This is a genomic window from Gemmatimonadaceae bacterium (genome assembly GCA_035533755.1).
Taxonomy (GTDB): domain Bacteria; phylum Gemmatimonadota; class Gemmatimonadetes; order Gemmatimonadales; family Gemmatimonadaceae; genus JAGWRI01.
Genome location: DATLTC010000061.1, coordinates 1 through 19,398 on the forward strand (window position 1 = coordinate 1; position 19,398 = coordinate 19,398).

General features: G+C 68.8%; 15 protein-coding genes. 1 reads left to right on the forward strand and 14 read right to left on the reverse strand.

Annotation, left to right across the window (positions count from 1 at the left end):
- The 13 genes from VNE60_09470 to VNE60_09530 all read right to left on the reverse strand — a co-directional run.
- Positions 1–1,235, reverse strand: a 1,235-nt coding sequence (locus tag VNE60_09470; protein HVB31739.1) for a formate--tetrahydrofolate ligase, incomplete at its 3' end; no start/stop codon positions are given.
- Positions 1,232–2,095, reverse strand: coding sequence for a formate dehydrogenase accessory sulfurtransferase FdhD (gene fdhD, locus VNE60_09475; protein ID HVB31740.1), 864 nt, complete (start codon positions 2,093–2,095; stop codon positions 1,232–1,234). The genes VNE60_09470 and fdhD, both read right to left, overlap by 4 nt.
- On the reverse strand, positions 2,088–3,053 hold the full coding sequence (locus tag VNE60_09480) for a 2Fe-2S iron-sulfur cluster-binding protein (protein HVB31741.1): 966 nt from the start codon (positions 3,051–3,053) through the stop codon (positions 2,088–2,090). Before VNE60_09480 ends, fdhD begins: the two co-directional genes overlap by 8 nt.
- A 250-nt stretch (positions 3,054–3,303) precedes the next feature.
- Entirely contained in the window at positions 3,304–5,184 is a 1,881-nt protein-coding gene (locus VNE60_09485; GenBank protein HVB31742.1) for an NAD(P)H-dependent oxidoreductase subunit E, read from the reverse strand.
- A complete protein-coding gene (locus VNE60_09490) occupies positions 5,184–7,109 on the reverse strand; it encodes a molybdopterin-dependent oxidoreductase (GenBank protein ID HVB31743.1) in 1,926 nt (641 codons plus the stop codon). The genes VNE60_09485 and VNE60_09490 overlap by 1 nt, the downstream gene beginning before the upstream one ends.
- A gap of 385 nt (positions 7,110–7,494) precedes the next feature.
- Positions 7,495–8,799: a hypothetical protein gene (locus VNE60_09495; protein ID HVB31744.1), complete on the reverse strand. Its 1,305-nt coding sequence runs from the start codon at positions 8,797–8,799 to the stop codon at positions 7,495–7,497.
- A 232-nt stretch (positions 8,800–9,031) separates the two neighbouring features.
- Positions 9,032–10,696 (reverse strand): S8 family peptidase, encoded by a 1,665-nt coding sequence (locus tag VNE60_09500; protein HVB31745.1) that lies wholly within the window; start codon positions 10,694–10,696, stop codon positions 9,032–9,034.
- Between the two features lie 45 nt (positions 10,697–10,741).
- Positions 10,742–12,178 carry a M20/M25/M40 family metallo-hydrolase gene (locus tag VNE60_09505; GenBank protein HVB31746.1) on the reverse strand — a complete coding sequence of 479 codons (1,437 nt, stop codon included), beginning with the start codon at positions 12,176–12,178 and terminating at the stop codon, positions 10,742–10,744.
- A 49-nt stretch (positions 12,179–12,227) separates the two neighbouring features.
- Positions 12,228–13,466 carry a DEAD/DEAH box helicase gene (locus VNE60_09510; GenBank protein HVB31747.1) on the reverse strand — a complete coding sequence of 413 codons (1,239 nt, stop codon included), beginning with the start codon at positions 13,464–13,466 and terminating at the stop codon, positions 12,228–12,230.
- 50 nt (positions 13,467–13,516) lie between these two features.
- The gene (locus VNE60_09515) at positions 13,517–13,954 is read right to left on the reverse strand and encodes a hypothetical protein (GenBank protein HVB31748.1); all 438 of its coding nucleotides are present in this window, start codon (positions 13,952–13,954) and stop codon (positions 13,517–13,519) included.
- Positions 13,955–14,114: 160 nt separating this feature from the next.
- Positions 14,115–14,393: a DUF4404 family protein gene (locus VNE60_09520; protein HVB31749.1), complete on the reverse strand. Its 279-nt coding sequence runs from the start codon at positions 14,391–14,393 to the stop codon at positions 14,115–14,117.
- Positions 14,394–14,472: 79 nt separating this feature from the next.
- On the reverse strand, positions 14,473–14,733 hold the full coding sequence (locus tag VNE60_09525) for a DUF4342 domain-containing protein (GenBank protein ID HVB31750.1): 261 nt from the start codon (positions 14,731–14,733) through the stop codon (positions 14,473–14,475).
- Between the two features lie 139 nt (positions 14,734–14,872).
- Positions 14,873–15,409: a DinB family protein gene (locus VNE60_09530; protein HVB31751.1), complete on the reverse strand. Its 537-nt coding sequence runs from the start codon at positions 15,407–15,409 to the stop codon at positions 14,873–14,875.
- Positions 15,410–15,608: 199 nt separating this feature from the next.
- On the opposite strand from VNE60_09530, the gene VNE60_09535 reads away from it, so the two are divergent.
- Entirely contained in the window at positions 15,609–16,943 is a 1,335-nt protein-coding gene (locus tag VNE60_09535; protein ID HVB31752.1) for a hypothetical protein, read from the forward strand.
- Between the two features lie 60 nt (positions 16,944–17,003).
- Here the strand turns inward: VNE60_09535 and VNE60_09540 are convergent.
- A partial coding sequence (locus tag VNE60_09540; protein HVB31753.1) for an insulinase family protein occupies positions 17,004–19,398 on the reverse strand: 2,395 nt, incomplete at its 5' end.

Here is a 19,398-nt window from a genome sequence, read left to right on the forward strand (position 1 = left end):
ACGTCGGCCAGCACCACCCGCGCACCCAACCCGGCCGCGTAATCGTGCACCATCTTCAACTCGGCCGGCGTGTCGCTCAGGATCCGGTTGATCGCGATCACCACCGGAACGCCGAACTGCCGCACGTTCTCCAGATGGTGCTTCAGATGCGGCAACCCGCGCTCCAACGCGCCCAGGTCCTCCTTCGTCAGCGACTTCTTGTCCATCCCGCCCTGCATCTTCAGCGAGCGGATGGTGGCCACCAGCACCGCCGCCTCGGGATTCAACCCCCCGAACCGGCACTTGATGTCGAAGAATTTCTCGGCCCCCAGATCCGACCCGAACCCGGCCTCGGTCACCACCACGTCACCCAGCGCCAGCGCCGACCGCGTGGCCAGAATGCTGTTGCACCCGTGCGCGATGTTGCCGAACGGACCGGCGTGCACGAACGCCGGCCCACCCTCCAACGTCTGCACGAGATTGGGACGGATGGCATCCTTGAGCAGCATCGCCATCGCCCCGCTCGCGTTCAACTGACCGGCCCGCACCGGCTGCCGGTCCTTGCCCGCCGTGGCCCCCACGATGATCCGCGACAGCCGCTCCTCCAGATCCTTGCGACTGCTGGACAGCGCCACGATCGCCATGATCTCGCTGGCCGGAATGATCACCCAATGCTCCTCGCGCACCACGCCGTCGCTCATCCCGCCCAACCCGATCACGGCATTGCGCAGCGCGCGATCGTTCATGTCGATCGTCCGCGGCCAGGTGATCCGCCGCGCGTCGATGTTCAACGCGTTGCCCTGCTGCAGATGGTTGTCGAGCATGGCCGACAACAGCGCGTGCGCGCTCGAGATGGCATGGAAGTCGCCGGTGAAGTGGAGGTTGATGTCCTCCATCGGAATCACCTGCGCATACCCGCCACCGGCCGCCCCACCCTTGACCCCGAACACGGGCCCCAGACTGGGCTCGCGCATGCAGAGAATGGCGTTCGTGCCGATGCGCCGCAGCGCCTGCGACAGCCCCACGCTCACGGTGCTCTTGCCCTCGCCGGCCGGCGTGGGACTGATCGCCGTCACCAGCACCAGCCGCCCACGCACGGGACGCGTGGAGATCTCGAGCGGGATCTTGGCCTTGTACTTGCCGTACAGGTCTATGTCGTCAGCGCCGAGGCCAAGGTCCGCGGCCACGTCCACGATCGGACGCGGCCGCGCAGCCTGCGCGATTTCGATATCGGATGGAACGGTGGAACCGGTCAACTCGTCTCCCGCGTGATCGGAGCGCCCACGCGCTCCGGGTGAGCATACACATTCGCGGTCCGCCCGCGCAGCAGGCCCACGAGGCAGACATTCGCCGCCTCGGCCAGGCGCACGGCAAGACCGGTGGGACGCGACACTGCAGCCAGCAACGGCACGCCGAACGCGGCCGCCTTCTGCACCAATTCAAAGCTCGCCCGGCTCGTGACCACCAGGAACCCGGCCCCAGGGTCCACCCCCTCGCGCGCCAGCGCGCCGAGCACCTTGTCCAGCGCGTTGTGACGACCCACGTCCTCGCGCACCACGTGCAGCGTGCCGTCGGCACGCGCCCACGCCGCTCCGTGCACGGCGTGCGTGTCGCGATTGAACGGCTGCCGCGCGTCCAGCGCCGAGCCCGCCCGCCACAACGCCTCGGCGGCGACCACGAGCGACGACGCCACCACCCGCGGCGCGCGCACGGCATCGTCGATCGCCTCCACCCCGCACAGCCCACAGCCGGTGCGGCCGGCGAGCACCCGCGTCCGATCGGCCAGCCGCGCCGACGCGGCGCTGGGAATCTCGATGGTCAGCTCCACTCCGCGGCTGTGCGGCGCGATCTCCACGCGCCCGATGTCGGCGGCGCGCTCCACGATCCCCTCGCTGAGCGAGAACCCCACCGCCAGATCCTCGAGATCGGAGGGCGTGCACATCATCACCACGTGCGACCGCCCCCCGTACACGAACGCCACCGGCACCTCGCCGGCCACCGGCGCCCGGTCGGCATGCGCGGCATCCCCGTCGAGGTGGACGAAGCTGCGCGACTCCACCGGCAGCCCGTAGCCCACGCCGGGAACGGCCCCCAGTGCCGGCGGCGTCTCAGCCACGCGCACCCTGCACGAACCGCCAGCCGAACCGGCCCTTGATGCAGAGATTGCCCCGGGTGACCTCGTTGCCCAGCGGACTCGTGGCCTTCACGATCTCCCCATCCTGCACGTGCAGCGTGAGCGTGCACCCCACGCCGCAGTACGGACAGATGGTGTCGGTGGCGGTCTGCGCGGCCTCGTCCCACGATCCGTCGGCCCGCATGTCGAACTCGGTCCTGGCCATCAGCGCGCCCGTGGGACACACGGCAATGCAGTTGCCGCAATAGACGCACGCCGACTGGGGCAGCGCCACCGCCATCTCGGTGGAGATGCGGGCATCGAACCCGCGCCCAGCCACCGCGATCGCGAAGGTGTTCTGATGCTCGGGGCCGCACGCCTCCACGCACTTGTAGCAGAGGATGCACTTGGCGTAGTCGCGCACGTACAGATCGTTGTCCACCTTGGTGGGCTGCGCCACGGTGGCGGCGTACGCGGGATCCGGCGGCGCGTGATGCCCGGGCACGAGCGCGTCGCGCGCACCGGCGGCCGCGGCGGGCGCGGGCGGACCGAACCGCGCGGGATCGGCGCCATACTCGGCCACCCACGCCGCCACCTGGGGTGTGGTGGACAGATCCACCGACGACGCGAGCATCTCGAGAATCAGCTTGCGGCTGTGCCGCACCCGCGGCGAGTTGGTCTGCACGTCCATGCCGGCCTCGACGGCCCGCGAGCAGCTGGGCACCAGCACGCGCGACCCCTTCACCTCCACCACGCAGATGCGGCACACGTTCACGGGACGCAGCGTCTCGAGAAAACAGAGGGTGGGGATCTCGATCCCCATCTGCGTGCAGGCGGCGAGAATGGTGGTGCCCTCGGGCACCACCACCGCTCGGCCGTCGATGGTGAGCGATACCTGCGCCACATCGGCGTTGCGGCGCCGGCGGATCTGAGCGAGAGGTACTGGAGCGATACCGGTCATCGGTGGGGCAAGGCCTTTTTGCAGGGAGTTGGCGATTGAGAAACTGCAACTACAACTGCAACTGCAACTACAACTGCAACTGCAACTGCAACTACAACTACAACTGCTTTGGAACTACGACAAAAGCGAATTGAACGGATGCGCGGATAACTGCAAACAGCAAGACTGCTTTGGGGAACTACAACTGCAAACAGCCAACGGCGTTCTCCCCTACCCCCCTACCCCCCTACCGTCCTACCCTCAAAAGGCGCTACCGACTTCCATACAACCCCAGCCTCCTAATGGCGGATTCAACCGCCGAATACGCCGTCTGCCCGAGCCCGCAGATGGATGCGTCCTTCATCGACGCGCCCACCTCGTCGAGCAACGCCAGCTCCTTCGACACGCCGCCGAAGGTCTTGCCGGCGTTGATGCGGCACAACGCCTCCTCCTGCCGCACCGTCCCCACCCGGCACGGCACGCACTGCCCGCACGACTCGTCGCGGAAGAACGCGGCGATGCGGCGCACCACGTCCTTCATGTCCGCCCGGTCGTCGAACGCCACCACCACGCCGGAGCCCAGCGTCGCCCCCGCGGCGCGCGCCCCTTCGAGCGTGAGCGGAATGTCCAGCTCGTCCCCGCGCACGAACACGCCGGCCGCGCCGCCCAGCAGCACGGCCTGCAGCGACCGGCCCTCGGGCAGCCCGCCGCAGAGGTCCATCACCTGGCGCAGCGTGGTGCCGAACGGCACCTCCACCACGCCCGGATGCCGCACGTTGCCGCTCACGCAGAACAGCTTGGTGCCCGTGCTCTGGCCGCCGCCCACCTTCGCGAACGCCGCCCCGCCCTGCAGCACGATGAGCGGCACGTTGGCCAGCGTCTCCACGTTGTTCACCAGCGTCGGACACCCGAACAGCCCCGCCTGCACCGGGAACGGCGGCTTGTTGCGCGGCTCGCCGCGGAACCCTTCGATCGAGTTGAAGATCGCCGTCTCCTCGCCGCAGATGTACGCGCCGCCGCCCCGCCGGATCTCGATGTCGAACGTGACGCCGAGTTTCAGGATGTCGTCGCCCAACTTGCCGTTGGCCCGGCAGGCGTCGATGGCGTGCTGCAGCCGCGCCGTGGCCAGCGGATACTCGCCGCGGATGTAGATGAAGCCCCGCTCGCACCCGGTGGCATATCCGGCGATGGTCATCGCCTCGACGATCGCGAACGGATCGCCCTCCATGAGCACACGATCCTTGAACGTGCCGGGCTCCGACTCGTCGGCGTTGCAGATCAGATAGTGCGTGGCCACGGGCTGCTTGGCCACGGCCTCCCACTTTCGGCCCGTGGGGAACGCCGCGCCCCCGCGCCCGGTGAGCCCCGACGCCGTCACCTCGGCGATCACCCGCTCGGGCCCCAGCGCGATCGCCCGGGCCAGCGCCACGAACCCGCCGCTCTCCTGGTACGCCTGGATGCTGGTGGGATCCACGAGTCCCACGCGCTTGAGCAAACGCAGATCGCCCAGAAACCGGGGCACGGCCTCCGGCGCAGGCTCGGTGGGCAGCGCGCGGCTGCCGTCGAGCAGCGCCACCGCCGTCTCCACCGTCAGTTCGGCGATCTCGTGCTCCACGGGCGACTCGCCCGCCACCTGCAGCAGTGCCGCCGGCCCATGCTCGCACATGCCCAGGCAGGGAGAGCGCACCCAGGTGGACGCCCCGTCGGCGATCGCCACCTGATCGCCGTGCGGCCCGTGCCCGTGCGCCGGCCCCACCCGCCGCTCCAACTCGCCGATCAGCGCGTCGGCGCCCCGACACTTGCAGGCGATGTCGTCGCACACGTGCAGCACCCGCTTGGCGCGCGGCGTGGTGGAGAGCAGCGCGTAGAACGTGGCCACCCCCCACGCATCGGCCGGCGGCACGTCCAGCCGCTCGCACACGTACGCCAGCCCGCCCTCGCTGATCCAGCCCACCCGCGCCTGCAACGCCCGCAGCGCCGGGAGCAGCTGATGCCGGCGGTCGCGCATCTCCTGGCCGCCGTAGGCCACGTGCAGATCTTCCGCGCTCCGCACGGTCCCGCCGTCCCACGACCCGCGCGGAGGCCCCAGGCAGACGTCCACCGCCTGGCGTTCGTCGTCCGTGGGCGTGGCGTCGAGCAGCCGGATGTCCATCAGTCCGCGGCCTCCATGGACGGCCCGGCGCGTTCCACGCGCACCGCGCAGGCCTTGAATTCTGCCGTGCCGGATTTCGCGTCGGACGCGTCGATCGTGAGCAAGTTCGTGGCCACCTCATCGGGAAAGTGCAGCGTCATGAACACCACGCCGGGACGCAGCGACCGGTCCACGCGGGCCGGCGCCACCACGCTCCCGCGCCGCGACGTGATGCGCAGCACGTCGCCGTCGGCGATGTGCATCCGCGCCGCGTCCTCGGGAGAGATATCCAGCATCTCGCCCAGATGCAGCGGCGAGTCGTAGCCCCCCGACTGCACGCCGGTGTTGTACGACTCGAGCCGGCGCCCGGTGGTGAGCACCAACGGATACTCCGGGCTGACCTTCTCCACCGGTCCCTCGTGGCGGACCACGCTGAACGGCGCGGCGCGGCCGCCGCGCGGCTCGTCCCACAGCCGCGCGTGCAGGAACCTGGTGCCGGGGTGCGACTCGTCGGGACAGGGCCACTGGATGCCCCCCATCGCCTCGAGGCGCGCATAGCTCATGCCGCCGCAGAACGCGGGCGCCAGCTCGCGCACCTCGTTCCAGACCTGCTCGGCAGTGGGCGTTCCCCAATCGTGGCCCAGGCGCCGGGCCAGCTCTGACAGAATCCACAGCTCGTCGCGCGCGCCGCCGGGCGGCTCGGTGGCCTTCTTCACGCGCTGCACGCGGCGCTCGCTGTTGGTGACCGTGCCCTCGCCCTCGCACCAGGTGGCGGCGGACGGGAGCACGACATCGGCCAGCTGCGCGGTGCGCGTGAGGAAGATCTCCTGCACCACCAGGTGGTCGAGCCCGCGGAGCAGCGACTCCACGTGATGCCCGTCGGCGTCGGACTGCGCGGGGTTCTCGCCGATCACGAACAGCGACGTCATCTCGCCGCGGCCCATGGCGTGGAGCATCTCGGTGAGGTTCCAGCCATACTTGCGCTGGATGGTGGTGTTCCACTTGCGCTCGAAGCGGCCGCGGGCCTCGTCGTCGAGCATGTCCTGGAAACCCGCCAGCTTGTTGGGAATGGCGCCCATGTCGCCGCCGCCCTGCACGTTGTTCTGGCCGCGGAGCGGATTGCACCCCGAGCCCCAGGTGCCCACGTGCCCCGTGAGCAGCGACAGGTTGATCAGCGCCAGCACGTTGTCGGTGGCGTCGTGATGCTCCGTGATGCCCAGCGTCCAGCAGATCATTGCCCGCTCGGACTTGGCGTACGTGTGCGCGGCCTCGCGGATGACGCGGGCCGGCACGCCGCACAGCTGTTCGGCGTACTCGAGCGTGTACGGCTCCACCGACGCGCGATAGGCGTCGAACCCCTCCGTGGCGTTGGCGATGAACTTCTCGTGGGCCAGTCCGGCGTGGATGATCTCGCGCGCCATCGCGTTGGACAGCGCGATGTCGCTGCCCACGTGGATGCCCATCCACACGTCGGCCCACTGGGCGGACGACGTCCGCCGGGGGTCGACCACGTACAGGCGCGCCCCGTTCCGGACCCCCTTGAGCAGGTGGTGGAACCAGATCGGGTGCGCCTCACGCGCGTTCGATCCCCAGAGGAGAACGACGTCCGCGTCCTCCACTTCTTCATAGGAGCTCGTGCCCCCGCCCGCCCCAAAGACCGTCGCCAGACCGACGACGCTAGGAGCGTGTCACGTTCGGTTGCAGCTGTCGATGTTGTTGGTGCCGAAGGCGACGCGGGCCAGCTTCTGCGCCAGGAAATTCATCTCGTTGCTCGACTTGGAGCAGGAGAAGATGCCCAGCGCATCGGGGCCGTGCCGCTCGATGTTGCGACGGAATCCGTCGGCGGCCGCATCGAGCGCCTGGTCCCAGGTTGCGGGCCGGAGCTCCCCGTCCGTGCGGACGAGGGGTTCGGTGAGCCGTGGGTAGCCGGTAGTGGAAGTCTGCATGGCGGGTGAGAGTAGGACGGTAAAACGGTAGGACGGTAGGACGGTAGGACGGACAAACGGATGCCGCCGCTACCATAGAGGAGATTGCGCAATGGACCCGCCCCATGCAAGGCGCGGGGGCCGGACTCGCCCTCGATTCCCCTCAAGGGCAGTTCGATCCGAACCATCCGTCCAATCAGGAGCATCCGTTCGAACCCCTGGGTTCCTGGCGCCCGTCGCGCGTCCTGGCGCCCGTCGCGCGGATCGCCGCGGTCGGCGGACTCCAGAGCCCGCCGCGGACGCGGGAAACCCCCCGCCGCGCTCGCGGTGGAGGGTTCGGTGCGCCGACATCGAGGAGCCGGCGCCGCCGCGGGATCGCCCGATCCCGTCTCCCGCATCTATGCCGTCAGAAGGCGACCACGCCCTCGAGCATGAACCCCTTGAACAGTCCGCCGCTCCGGATGTCGGTGAGCGGGAAGTTGTTGTAGGTCTGGTTCGTGTACTCGAACTTGGCCAGCACGTTCCTGGTGACGAACAGGCCGCCACCCACCGACCAGCGATTCACGCTCACGTCGTTGGTGATGCCGGTGAGTTGTCCCTTGGCCGTGTTGTAGCGATAGCCCACGTACGCCTGCTCGTTGGGCAGGAACCGGTACACCGCCTGGCCGTCGTACTGCGTCCACGTGCGATCACTGACCTCGGTGGCCGAGCTGCCGCGGAAACGCTCGGCGTCGCCGAACAGTTCCAGCCCCTGGTACTTGATGAACGGGTTCACCGCCAGCGCGTGGATGTCGTTGCGCATGCCGGGATTGATCGTGCCCGACCAGGCATTGGCGGTCGTGGTGGACGCGGTGTTCTCCATCACGTCGAAGTAGTGCGAGCCGGCGCGATCGCCGCCGATGAGCGTGTTGTTGGCCGAGCGCGCCTGGCTGAACAGCGAACCCGTGAGGCGGAAGCGCAGATCCTTGTTCAGCTGCTTGTCGTACCCCGCCTTGCCGTAGAACGCCGGGGCGCGCTTGCTCGGCGTCTCCACCGTGCCGCGCACCTCGCCGCCCGTGATCGCGCCCATCAGCATGTAGCCGTTGGACCGCAGGTACGCTTCGGCGCCGATCTCCGTGGTGAACGCATCGATGATCGGATTGCCGATGAACGCGTTGTCGAGCGCGTTGCCGCCGTCGGTGCGGCGGAAGTGCTCGTCCCCGTAGTTGATCTCGAAGTGCCCCACGCGGAGCGTGAGATACTGCATGAGCATGTTCAACTCGGGCACGTCAAACGGCGAGTCGTCGATCAGGAAGTAGCCGTCCTTGACCCACGCTTCGTTGTGGTGGCGCGTGGAGAGGTACGCGGTGAGCTGCACGCGGATGCCCTTGGCCAGCTGCGTGTTCATGTACAGGTTGGCCATCGCGTTGTTGAAGCCCGGGCCGATCGGCATGAGCGCGTTGGCATTGACGCCGTTCACCAAGTTCGGCGTGGCGGTGTTCTGATGCGTGAAGTTCTGGAAGTCCTGCGTGAACGCGGCGCCCCAACTGGTGTGCAGGCCGGTGAACTTGGTGGTGTCGGCCTTGGGCGGCTCGAAGATGTTCAGCCCACGCTGATCCATGGGCCGGATGTGCTGGATGCCTGCGTCTCCCTGGGCGAACGAAACCGCAGGACGGAGGCCGAGGAGGGCCGCCACCACGAGCAGGCTGGAGTATTTGCGGGAGAATCTCATACGGCACCTGGGGGTTTTAGGGGGACTTTGCCGACCGATCCCTGGTGGATCGACCTCTTGTCCCTGTGCCGCTCAGTCTATGAGCTTCCCTAAACCCCTACAGTCGGCGAAAACGCCCGTTTTTCCTGGGTTAAATGACCCGGAAATGTGCGGTAAAACCTGACATCCACGGCGGTTCCCTGACGGAACTCGCTGCTGTAGCGCGATTTATGCGCTGGCCGGTCGGCGCCGGCTACGGCTTGGCTGCCGCCGCCGACGCCGCCAGCTGGAGCGCCGCATACGCGTTCACGATCCCACCCGTGACCGAGAGCGATCCGAACGGCACCAGCGGGTCGCCGTCCTTGGCCCCGGGCCGGGCCACCATCTGCGCCGGGTAGCGCGTGGCCGACTGCAGGATGATCCGCTTCACGTCGGCCGCCGAGAGGCTGGGATAGTACGACATGATCAGCGCCGCGAGCCCCGCCACCACCGGCGACGCCATGCTCGTGCCGCTGTCGCGCTCGTACTTGTTGCCGGGAATCGTGGACAGGATGTCCTCGCCCGGCGCGAACACGTCCACGCGCTGCTGGCCATAGTTGCTGAACGACGTGGCCAGCGTGTCGCCGCCCTTCCACGACGACGCGCCCACCTCGATCCAGTTCTGCGCCCGGCCGCCCGTGAGGTAGTACGGCGTGGGAAAGTTCTGCCCCTGGTCGATGTCCTTGCCGTCGTTGCCCGCGGCATGGACCATCAGCACGCCGTGCGCGTCGGCGTACCGCACCGCGTCGTCCACCACCGCCTTCTGCGGCGAGTACTCCTTGCCGAAGCTCATGTTGATCACCCGGGCGCCCTCGTCCACCGCATAGCGAATGGCGTTGGCCACGTCCTTGTCCCGCTCGTCGCCGTCGGGGATGGTGCGGATCATCATGATGCGGGCCGCCTGGGCGATCCCCTGGATCCCCTCCTTGGCGTCGGGCATGCCGGCGATGATGCCGGACACGTGCGACCCGTGCAGCGCGTCGGGGCCCATCACGTCGCGGTTGCCGTAGTCGCGCTGCGACAGATTGTTGTAGTCGTCGCCCACGATCGGCCGCGGATCGTACGTGGAGTCGTAGCCGTACTTGACCCGCGACGTGTACTCCTTCTTCGCTTCGGCGATCACCGACGGCGTCACCCCCCGATCTTCCAGCTGCAGGAAGATCGCCCGCGCCTGCACCTCGTTGGGGCCGCTCGGCTGGAACGCCTTGACCCGCGCTTCGGTGAGCGAGTCGGCGATCGCGGCCTTGAGGATCTCCAGCGCGCGCGTGAGCGCGCGGTCGGCGTTGTCGATGTTGTCCAGCGTCGCGACGTCGGCCAGGCGCTTCTGCTCGAATTCGGTCTCGATGTGCTGGCACTCGGCGGCCGGCGGAACCGGGCCGGCCACGCTCAGGTTGGCGATCCCCTTGCACCGGGAGTACAACCGCGTGAGTTCGAACGTCTCGTGGTCGATGTCCTTGCCGTCGGCGCCGCCGATGAAATTCCAGCCCCAGTCATCGTCCACGTAGCCGTTGCCGTCGTCATCCTTGCCGTTGCCGGCGATCTCCTTGGGATTGTGCCAGAGATGCGGCGCCAGGTCCACGTGGGCGGTGTCCAGTCCGCCGTCGATCACGGCCACGAGCACGGGTCTGGGCGTCATGCCCGCCAGCAGGTCGTGCTCGGCGCGCAGCACGCTGATGCCGGGCACGTGATCGGCGGCCAGGTCGAGCAGCTGCCAATCGGTGGGCGCGGAATCGAGGGTGGTCCTGGGCACCGAGGCCGGCGCCGCTGCCGCAGTGCTGGCCGGCGGACGGGCCGGCGTGGGCGCCGAGGTGACGGTGAGCGGAGCCGTGCACGCGGCGAGCGCGAAGGCGAACGCGCCGAACAGGAATGACCGCTTCATGGGGATATCCGGACCAGGTTGGGATTCACGCAACATAGCGCCCGATCACGGCGTCGTCATGCGGCGCACGAGTTCGTACATCATCTGCGTGCCCGTGCGCACGTTCGCGATCGAGAGGCGCTCGTTGTTGCCGTGGATGCCCGAGTTGTCGGCTTCGGGAATGAGGAAGGGCGCGTACCCGTACGACGCGATGCCGCGGTCGCGGAAGAAGTGGCTGTCGGTGAAGCCCGTGGACACCGCGGGCACGATGGCGGCGTTCGGGTAGTGCTCCTTGGTCACGGCCACGATCGCGCGGTAGAGCGGCGTGTCGGTGGACGACACGGCGGGCGTGAAGCCGAGGAGCTGGTCGATGGCGATGCCGGGATCGTTGAGCGCGTCGCGGAGTTCCTGCTTGAACTCCGGCACGTTCTGATCGGGGAGCAGCCGGCAATCCAGCTGCGCCGACGCCTCGGGCGGGATGACGTTGATCTTGTCGCTGCCCTTGAGCATGGTGATCGCGCAGGTGTTGCGGGTGAGCGCGGCGAGCTCGGGCATCTCGGTCTGCAGCCGGAGCAGGGCGTCGGGATCCTGGATCGTCTTGCTCATGTCGGCGAACGCGGCCTTCCACTGCGGGGCCGCGGTGGGCGCGAGCCCCTTGAAGTACGCGTCCACGGCCGGGATGATGCGCGGCGCGAACTGGTAGGTCTGCAGCCGGTACAGCGCGCGCACGAGGCGGTTCACGGCCGACGCCACCTGCGGCTCGGAGCCGTGGCGGGGCGTGCCGGTGGCGGTGAGCTTGAACCAGTACGGCACCTTCTGGGTGACCTCGATGCCGAACTGCTCGCGGCCGTCGTCCACGCTGCCCATGCCGCCCTCGTTGAGCACGAACCCCGCGCCGGCGAACGCTTCGGGATGGTGCTGCATGATCCACCCGGCGCCGAACGCCGCGCCGGCTTCCTCGTCGGCGGTGGCCATGAAGATCACGTCGCGGTCGAGCGGCGCCTTGCTGCGGTGCAGCGCCAGGAACGCCTCGAGCTCCACGATGCCGAGCGTCTTGGTGTCGAGCGTGCCGCGGCCCCAGAGGTAGCCGTCCTTCACGGTGGCGGCGAAGGGATCCACGCTCCAGTACTTGGGGTCGGCGGGCACCACGTCCATGTGGCTGAGCAGCACCAGCGCCGGCTGCGACCCGCCCTTGAGCCGCGCCCAGACGTTGCCGCGGCCCGGCGCCGACGACGCGGTGTCGAACGGAATGCCCTCGGCCGTGAAGATCCGGGCGAAGAACTTCATGGTCTGGTCTTCGTTGCCCGGCGGATTGGTGGTGTTGATGCGGATGTACTGCTCGATGCGCGACACCGCTTCGTCCTGCAGCTTGGCCATATCCACGCCCTGCTGCGCGCGGAGCGTGAGCGGCGTGGCCGTGAACAGCGTGAGCGCGCACAGCGCGACGGAGCACCGCGGCAACCGCACGCGGCGCGTCCAACCTGCGGAATGGAGTGGGGTCATGGTCCGGATATGCTGCCCGTTCCGCGGACCCGGCGCAAGTGGAACGCCCCTACCGGCGGCGGCGGGCTTCCTTGGCCTTGGCGCGGGCCCGCTCGTCGGCCTTGCGGCTGCGGATGGCGGCGATGCGGTCGGCGAGCGGGACTTCGAGCTTGCCCTCGGCGCGCGCCTTGTAGTCGAAGTCGGGCAGGATCACGCGCGGCAACCGCTTGCCGATGGCGCGCTCGATGCCGCGCAACTCGCCCTCTTCCTCGGGCGACACCAGCGTGTACGCCTCGCCCGTGGCCTCGGCGCGGGCCGTGCGACCCACGCGATGGATGTAGTCGTCGGGCACGTTGGGCACGTCGAAGTTCACCACGTGGCCCAGCGCCTCGACGTCGATGCCGCGGGCGGCGATGTCGGTGGCCACGAGCACGCGGTGCGTGCCGCGCTTGAAGCCGTCGAGCGCCGCGGTGCGCTGCGCCTGCGAGCGGTTGCCGTGGATGCGCTCGGCCTTGATGCCGCGCTTGACCAGGAATTCGGCCAGCCGGTTGGCGCGGTGCTTGGTGCGCGTGAACACCAGCGCCTCGTTCATGTCGCCGCGCTCGAGCAGGGCGAGCAGGAGCGACGACTTGAGTTCCTGCGCCACCGGATAGATGGCCTGCGTGATGCCCACGGCGGGCGCCGACTGGCGTTCCACGTTGAGCGTGACCGGATCCTTCAGCATCTCGCGGGTGAGCGCGGCGATGGCGGGCGGCATGGTGGCGCTGAAGAACAGCGTCTGCCGCTTGGCGGGCAGGTGGCGCAGGATCTTCCGGATCTCGGGCAGGAATCCCATGTCGAGCATCCGGTCGGCCTCGTCGAGCACCAGGTGCTCGAGGCCCGCCAGCTTGGCGTACGGCGCCTTGAAATGATCGAGCAGGCGGCCGGGCGTGGCGATGATCACGTCCACGCCGCTGCGGAAGGCGTGCTCCTGCGGACCCATGCCCACGCCGCCGTAGACGGCGGCGCCGGTGAGGGGCGTGTGCACCGCGAGGTCGTTGAGGTCCTCGAGGATCTGCGCCGCCAGTTCACGCGTGGGCGTGATCACGAGCGCGCGCGTGGTCCCGCGCGGGCGGCCCGAGAGATGATGCAGGATGGGGAGCAGGAACGCCGCCGTCTTGCCGCTGCCCGTCATGGCGCAGGCCAGCACGTCGCGGCCGGCCATGGCCGGCGGGATCGCGTCGTTCTGGATGGGCGTCGGGCGGGGGTAGCCCAACTCCTTGATGCCGCGCAGGAGATCGGGGTGGAGCTTCAGGTCACTGAACGGCACGCAAGGTCCTGGGAAAGGTTAGACCGTGCGGCCATGCGCACGGCAATACGTCAGGTGACCACCAGCAGTTGGTCCATGCAATCGAACACCGCGGCCCGCGCTGCCTGGTTCTTGAGCGCGCCGAACCCGATGCGCAGCGGATCTTCCACCGTCAACTCTTCACGCGAATGCGTGTTGAGCGTGAGCGTGGCGTTGGCGCGATCGTCCTCGCTGAGCAGGCGCGCCGCGCGGGGCAGCAGTTCCAGCCGCGGGCGATCGTGCTTGCGCGGCGTGGCCGTCCAGAACACCACCTTGGACCCCACGCGCTCGAACGCGACCTTGCCGTTCTCCGATTCATCGGGCCGGAACTTCACCATCGTCGGCCGGGCCAGACTCCACTCGATCATGGCGTCGAGCACGGCGAGAAAGCGCGGGTACTCCGTGGTGGAGGTCTCGCGCTTCATGACGGCGATGAATTCCAAGCGGGCGGCGGGCAATGTCTGGGGCATGATCGCTCCTCGGTGGGCGAGTCGCGGCCAATGGCATCCGCGGCAAGAGTCTATGCCATGAAGTATAGCGGGTTTCGCGCTCCGAAGCACGATCCGCGCACTCACGCCGCTCGAATGGCCGCCGGCGTCGCTCCACCGGCACGGCGAACTGCCGCGCCCGTCAGAGGTTGTAGAACGCGAGCGTGTCGGCCACGTGCTCGAGCGTCCGGGCGAGCGCCGGATGCGAAGCCTCCACGGCAGCCATCGCGGCGTCGAGCCGCTCGCGCAAGCCGCCGGGCTTGCCCCCGGCAATCGGGCCGCCGGGCCCCGCCTCGACGATCGGGCGGATGTCGGCGGACAGCTGCTCCAGCAACGCGCGCGTGGGCGCATCGACCGAAGTCGCCTGGCTGAGATCGTGGTGCAGGGCGGTGAGCAGCGCGTGGAGGTCGCGTTCGGTCATTGGGCGGTAGGACGGTAGGACAGTAGGAGGGTAGGACGGAACAACCGGAACTACCGTCCGGAGTCATTGAAACCTAACGTCATTTCTCGTCGCCGTGCTTTTCCACCACGATCGTGTAGTGGCCGGCCAGCGCCGCGATCGAACCCAGCGCCACCCACACCGGCAGCAGCGCGGCACCCACCACGCCGAACGTGAGCGGGATTTCCAGGATCGTCGCCCCCTTCTCATTCTTGATGATGACGCGGCGGATGTTGCCCTGGTGCACCAGCTCCTTCACGCGCCCCACCAGGCCCTCGCCGGTGACGACGTGTTCTTCGGTGTTGGGATTGGGCGATGTCATGACGGTTCTCCGTGTTGAATGAGGCGCCCACCCGGGCGCACTGTCCGTACGCAGCGCCAGGCCCCGGGTTTCGCGGCGGCGAGCGGGCATGAAACGGAGAATCCACTCCGCCTCGCTGCCCGCCGCCGCGCGCCGCTCGCTACATGCCGCCCCGGCCCCGCGCCGTCGGCGGCAGATGCCCGTTCAGCCGCAGGTAGCCGGCCGCCGCGCCGTAGTGGTCCGCCCAGTCGGCCGCGATGCCGAGGATGGCCACCGCGCGCGTGACGTTCCGCCCGCCGAAGTACGGCACGCTCTCGTTGAGCCCCGCGTCGGTGAGGTTGGCCAGCGCGGTGGTGCAGTAGTCGAACGACCGCTTCACGCGCGCCACGAGCTGATCCTTGGGCGACGTCGCTTCGAGCTTGGCCTCTTCGGGCGCCTTGGTGCCGGAGATCCGCGAGCACATGAACTCGTTGGACGAGGCCACGTGCAGCACCAGCGCGCCGAACGTCATCTGCGCCTTGGTGGGCGCGAAGCCGTACTTGTCGGCGGGCATCTCTTCGGCCGCGCCGGTGAAGTTGCGCGCGGCGCCCTTGAGATCGGCGCGCAACGCGTCGGCCACGGGACTCGGCGCCTGCGCGCCGGCACCGGCGGCCGACACGATAAGGCCGACGAGAATGGGAACGATGGACTTGCGCATGAAACCTTCCGGGTCATGGGTGGTGAAATGGGCGGCAACCGGATCAACGTGCCGCGTCCAGGGGCGTCAGGCAAGGACCCACCCCCATACCAGCACTCCCGCAGCGTCTCCGCGGTCACCGGATTTGCGCGGCCCCGGGGGCCGGGCATATGGTATCCCCGCACCCGCTCCTCTCCTCCTCCATGCCATCCCGCGGTCCATGAAGATCCTCGCCCTCGTTGCCGGCGCGCTGCTGTTCACGGCGTGCGACGGCAGTTCCGCCAATCAGCCGGCCATCGATGCGCGCCTGGCCGGCTACATCGCCGGCATCAAGGCCGTGGACAATCACGCGCATCCCATGCGCCCCATCCAGCCCGGCGCGCCGGCCGACACGGAATACGACGCACTGCCGCTGGACGGCATTCCGCCCTTCCAGTTGCCCTGGCGGCTGCGCCCCGAGAACCCGGAGTGGGCGGCCGCGGCACACGCGCTGTACGGCGTGCCGGCGTCGGACACGGGCAAGGCCTATGCGCGCGCGGTGGCGGATGCGCGCGACCGCGTGCTCAAGCAGCAGGGCAACAACTTTCCGGCGTGGGTGCTGGACAAGGCGGGCATCGACGTGATGTTCGCCAACCGCGTGGCCATGGGACCCGGCCTCGCGCCGCCGCGCTTCCGGTGGGTGGCGTTCGACGACGCGCTCATGCTCCCGCTCGACACGCGGGCCGAGGCGGCACGGTCCCCGGACACCCAACCGCTCTACCCCCGCGAGGCGGCGTTGCTGCACCGCTACATGGCCGCGCTCAAGCTGACGGCGCTGCCGCCCACGCTCGACGGATACGTGCAGGCGGTGATCGCGCCCACGCTGCAGCAGCAGCGCGACTCGGGCGCCGTGGCCGTGAAGTTCGAGGCGGCGTACCTGCGACCGCTGGACTTCGACACGCCCGACCCGGCGGCGGCGCGGGCCGTGTACGCGCGCTACGTGCGTGGCGGCACGCCCACCCACGCCGAGTACAAGATCCTCGAGGACTATCTGTTCCGCGAGATCGCCCGCCGCGCCGGCGGGCTGGGCATGGCAGTGCACATCCACGTGCTCTACGAGTTCGGCGGCTACTACTCGCCCAGCGGATCGGCGCCGCACCTGCTGGAGTCGGTGGCCGACGACCCGTCGCTCCGCGGCACCAACTTCGTGATGCTCCACGGCGGCTGGCCGCTGGTGGACGAGACGATGTCGCTGCTGGGCAAGCCCAACATGTACGCCGACATCTCGATGATGACGCAGTTCATCGAGCCGTCCACGTTGGCCCGCGTGCTCCGCGACTGGCTCAGCCAGTGGCCGGAGAAGGTGCTGTTCGGCACCGACGCCTTCGACGGCGGGCCCACGCAGGGGTGGGACCAGAGCACCTACCTCGCCGCGACCTCGGCCCGCAAGGCGCTGGGCCTGGCGCTCACCGGCATGATGCGCGACGGCGAGATCAGCCGGGCGAGAGCCGAGCAGCTGGCGCGGATGGTGCTGAGGGAGAACGCCCTGACGCTTTATCGCATGAAGGGGCAGTAGGACGGTAGGACCGCAGGGGGGTAGGACGGATGACCGCGAACGCAGTTCCCCCCGCCCCCCCTACCGCCCTACTGTCCTACCGTTCTCAGGCAACAACAGGAACCGCGCATAGTTTTTCGTATTGAAAAACAGCCGAGCCGCCTGCTGCAGCTGCTCCGCCGTGAGTCCCTCGATCATCGCGGTGTACGGATCGGCCAGTCCCACGATGTCCTCGCCGGCCTGCAGGCGGGCGGCGATGTTGCCGGCCCAGAAGGCGTTCTGCTTCACCTCCACCTGATGCTCGCGCAGGAGCTGTTCCTTGACCTTCTGCACGTCGAGCGCCGACGGCCCCTTGCGGCGCAGCGAGTCGATGAGCGCGAACGTGGTCTTGAACAGCGTGTCGGCGTTGGCCGGCGACGACTCGTACTGCACCTGCAGCGTGTAGTTCTCGCGCGGCACGCGGCTGGCCGAGCCGCCCACGCTCGGGCTGTACGTGCCGCCCATCTGTTCGCGCAGCGTCTCGTCCACCTGGATCTGGAACAGCTCCGACAGCGCGCGCAGGTAGAACCGGTTCTCGGGCGTGTACGCCACCGGCCCGGTGAACAGGATCACCGTGTTGGCCTTGGGCTCCACGCCCTTGTACACCGTCTGGTCAACGACGCCGGTGGGCGGCCCCTTGGTCACCTCGCGCCACGCCTCGGGGTGTCCCGCGGGCAGCGTGGCCAGATATTTCTCGCTCAGCGCCTTGAGCGTGTCGAGATTCACGTTGCCCACGAACACGAACGTGAACCCGCCGGCGCCGGCAAACCGCGCTCTGAAAAAGTCCAGCGCTTCGTGCGGATTGACCTCGGCGAACGTGGCCGGCGAGAGGGGACGCGCGCGGAAGTCGTGCTGCGCCATGGCCACCTGCACGCTGTCGGAGAACACCTCGTCGGGTGACGCGCCGCGGTTGGCCAGGTACGGCCCCACCTGGTTCCTGAACGCCGCGAACGCCGCCGTGTCGAGCCGCGCGCCCGTGAACTCCAGATGGATGAGCTTGAACATCGTCTCGAGATCCTTGGGCGAGGCGCGGCCGCTCAGCGACTCCGCCGTGCCGCTGATGCCCGCCGACACGCTCGCCACTTTTCCGGCCAGCTTCTTGCCCAGGTCCACGCGGCTGAAGTCGCCCAGGCCGCTGATCGCAACGATCTGCGACGCGAGCGCCGCCGACATGTACATGGAGTCGGGCGCCAGCGACGTCCCGCCGTCGGCGTACGCGGTGAGCAGCACCTCGTCGGCCTTGTAGTCGGTGGGCTTCACCACCACGTGCGCGCCATTGGACAGCGTCCACTCGGTGACGTTCACCGCGGGGATGGTCCGTTGCGCCACCACGCGCCCCTCGGCCCTGATCGGCGCCAGCAGCGGCGCGCTGGACAGCGTCTCGGTGTACGGCGTGAGCGGCACCCGGGCCGCGCTGTCCATCACCGCCAGCAGCCGGGCCCGCGTGGGCACCTCCACGCCCGGCTTGTCGGGCGCCTCGACGATCACCACGCGATTGTCGTCGGTGATCCAGCGGCGGGCGAGGTCGTTCACGTCGGCCACGGTGATCGTGGGCAGCAGCTCCTTCACCGTCCGGTACTCCCAGCCGATGCTGGGGATCGCCTCGCCGGTGAGGAAGTTGCCCACGTACTCCTCCACGAACGAGCCGGAATTCGTCTTCTCCCGCTCGTCGTAACTCCGCTCGTAGGCGCGGAGCGTGTTCTCCTTGGCCCGCTGCAGTTCGCTGGCCAGGAAGCCGAACCGGTTCACGCGCCGGGCCTCCTCGAGCAGCGCCGCGGTGCCGCGCTCGATTCCGCCGTCCTTCACGTCGGCGGCGAGCGAGAAGGCTTCCACCGTGCGCGCGAAGAAGTCCCCCTTGGAGGCGCCGGCGTCGAGGAACGGCGCGTCGGGCTTCTGCGCGATCTCGGAGAACCGGTTGTTGAGCATCGACAGGTACAGGCCGGCGACCAGGTCGCGCCGGTAGTCCGCCACCGTGGTCGTCTTCCGCCGCGGCATCTTGAAGATCAGGTCCACATTGGAGCCGGTGGCTTCCTTGTCGGTGGTAATGGCTACCAGCGGCGCCGTGTTGTCGGGGATGCCCGCCACCGGACGCGGCAGTTCGTGCGCCGGATCGGGGATGCCCGAGAAGTCGCGCTTGATGAGCGCCTCGATCGTGGTCTTGTCGAAGTCGCCCACGGCGATCACCGCCATCAGGTCGGGGCGATACCAGGTGTCGTAGAATCCGCGCAGCCGCGACGGCGTGGCCGTCATGATGCTGTGCTCGTTGCCGATCGGCAGCCGCACGGCGTAGCGCGATCCCTTGAACGCGATCGGCAGCCATTGCTGCAGCATGCGGTCGTCGGCGCCCTTGCGGCCGCGCCATTCCTCGCGCACCACGCCGCGTTCGTCCACCACCTCGGTGGAATCGAACAGCTGCCCGTGCGCCCAGTCGCTCAGG

What these genes read in the sequence shown, in the direction of transcription:
- VNE60_09480 (HVB31741.1), bottom strand. Translation starts at nt 3,053, where the DNA reads ATGACCGGTATCGCTCCAGTACCTCTCGCTCAGATCCGCCGGCGCCGC.
- VNE60_09485 (HVB31742.1), bottom strand. Translation starts at nt 5,184, where the DNA reads ATGGACATCCGGCTGCTCGACGCCACGCCCACGGACGACGAACGCCAG.
- VNE60_09495 (HVB31744.1), bottom strand. Translation starts at nt 8,799, where the DNA reads ATGAGATTCTCCCGCAAATACTCCAGCCTGCTCGTGGTGGCGGCCCTC.
- VNE60_09500 (HVB31745.1), bottom strand. Translation starts at nt 10,696, where the DNA reads ATGAAGCGGTCATTCCTGTTCGGCGCGTTCGCCTTCGCGCTCGCCGCG.
- VNE60_09505 (HVB31746.1), bottom strand. Translation starts at nt 12,178, where the DNA reads ATGACCCCACTCCATTCCGCAGGTTGGACGCGCCGCGTGCGGTTGCCG.
- VNE60_09515 (HVB31748.1), bottom strand. Translation starts at nt 13,954, where the DNA reads ATGCCCCAGACATTGCCCGCCGCCCGCTTGGAATTCATCGCCGTCATG.
- VNE60_09520 (HVB31749.1), bottom strand. Translation starts at nt 14,393, where the DNA reads ATGACCGAACGCGACCTCCACGCGCTGCTCACCGCCCTGCACCACGAT.
- VNE60_09525 (HVB31750.1), bottom strand. Translation starts at nt 14,733, where the DNA reads ATGACATCGCCCAATCCCAACACCGAAGAACACGTCGTCACCGGCGAG.
- VNE60_09530 (HVB31751.1), bottom strand. Translation starts at nt 15,409, where the DNA reads ATGCGCAAGTCCATCGTTCCCATTCTCGTCGGCCTTATCGTGTCGGCC.
- VNE60_09535 (HVB31752.1), top strand. Translation starts at nt 15,609, where the DNA reads ATGAAGATCCTCGCCCTCGTTGCCGGCGCGCTGCTGTTCACGGCGTGC.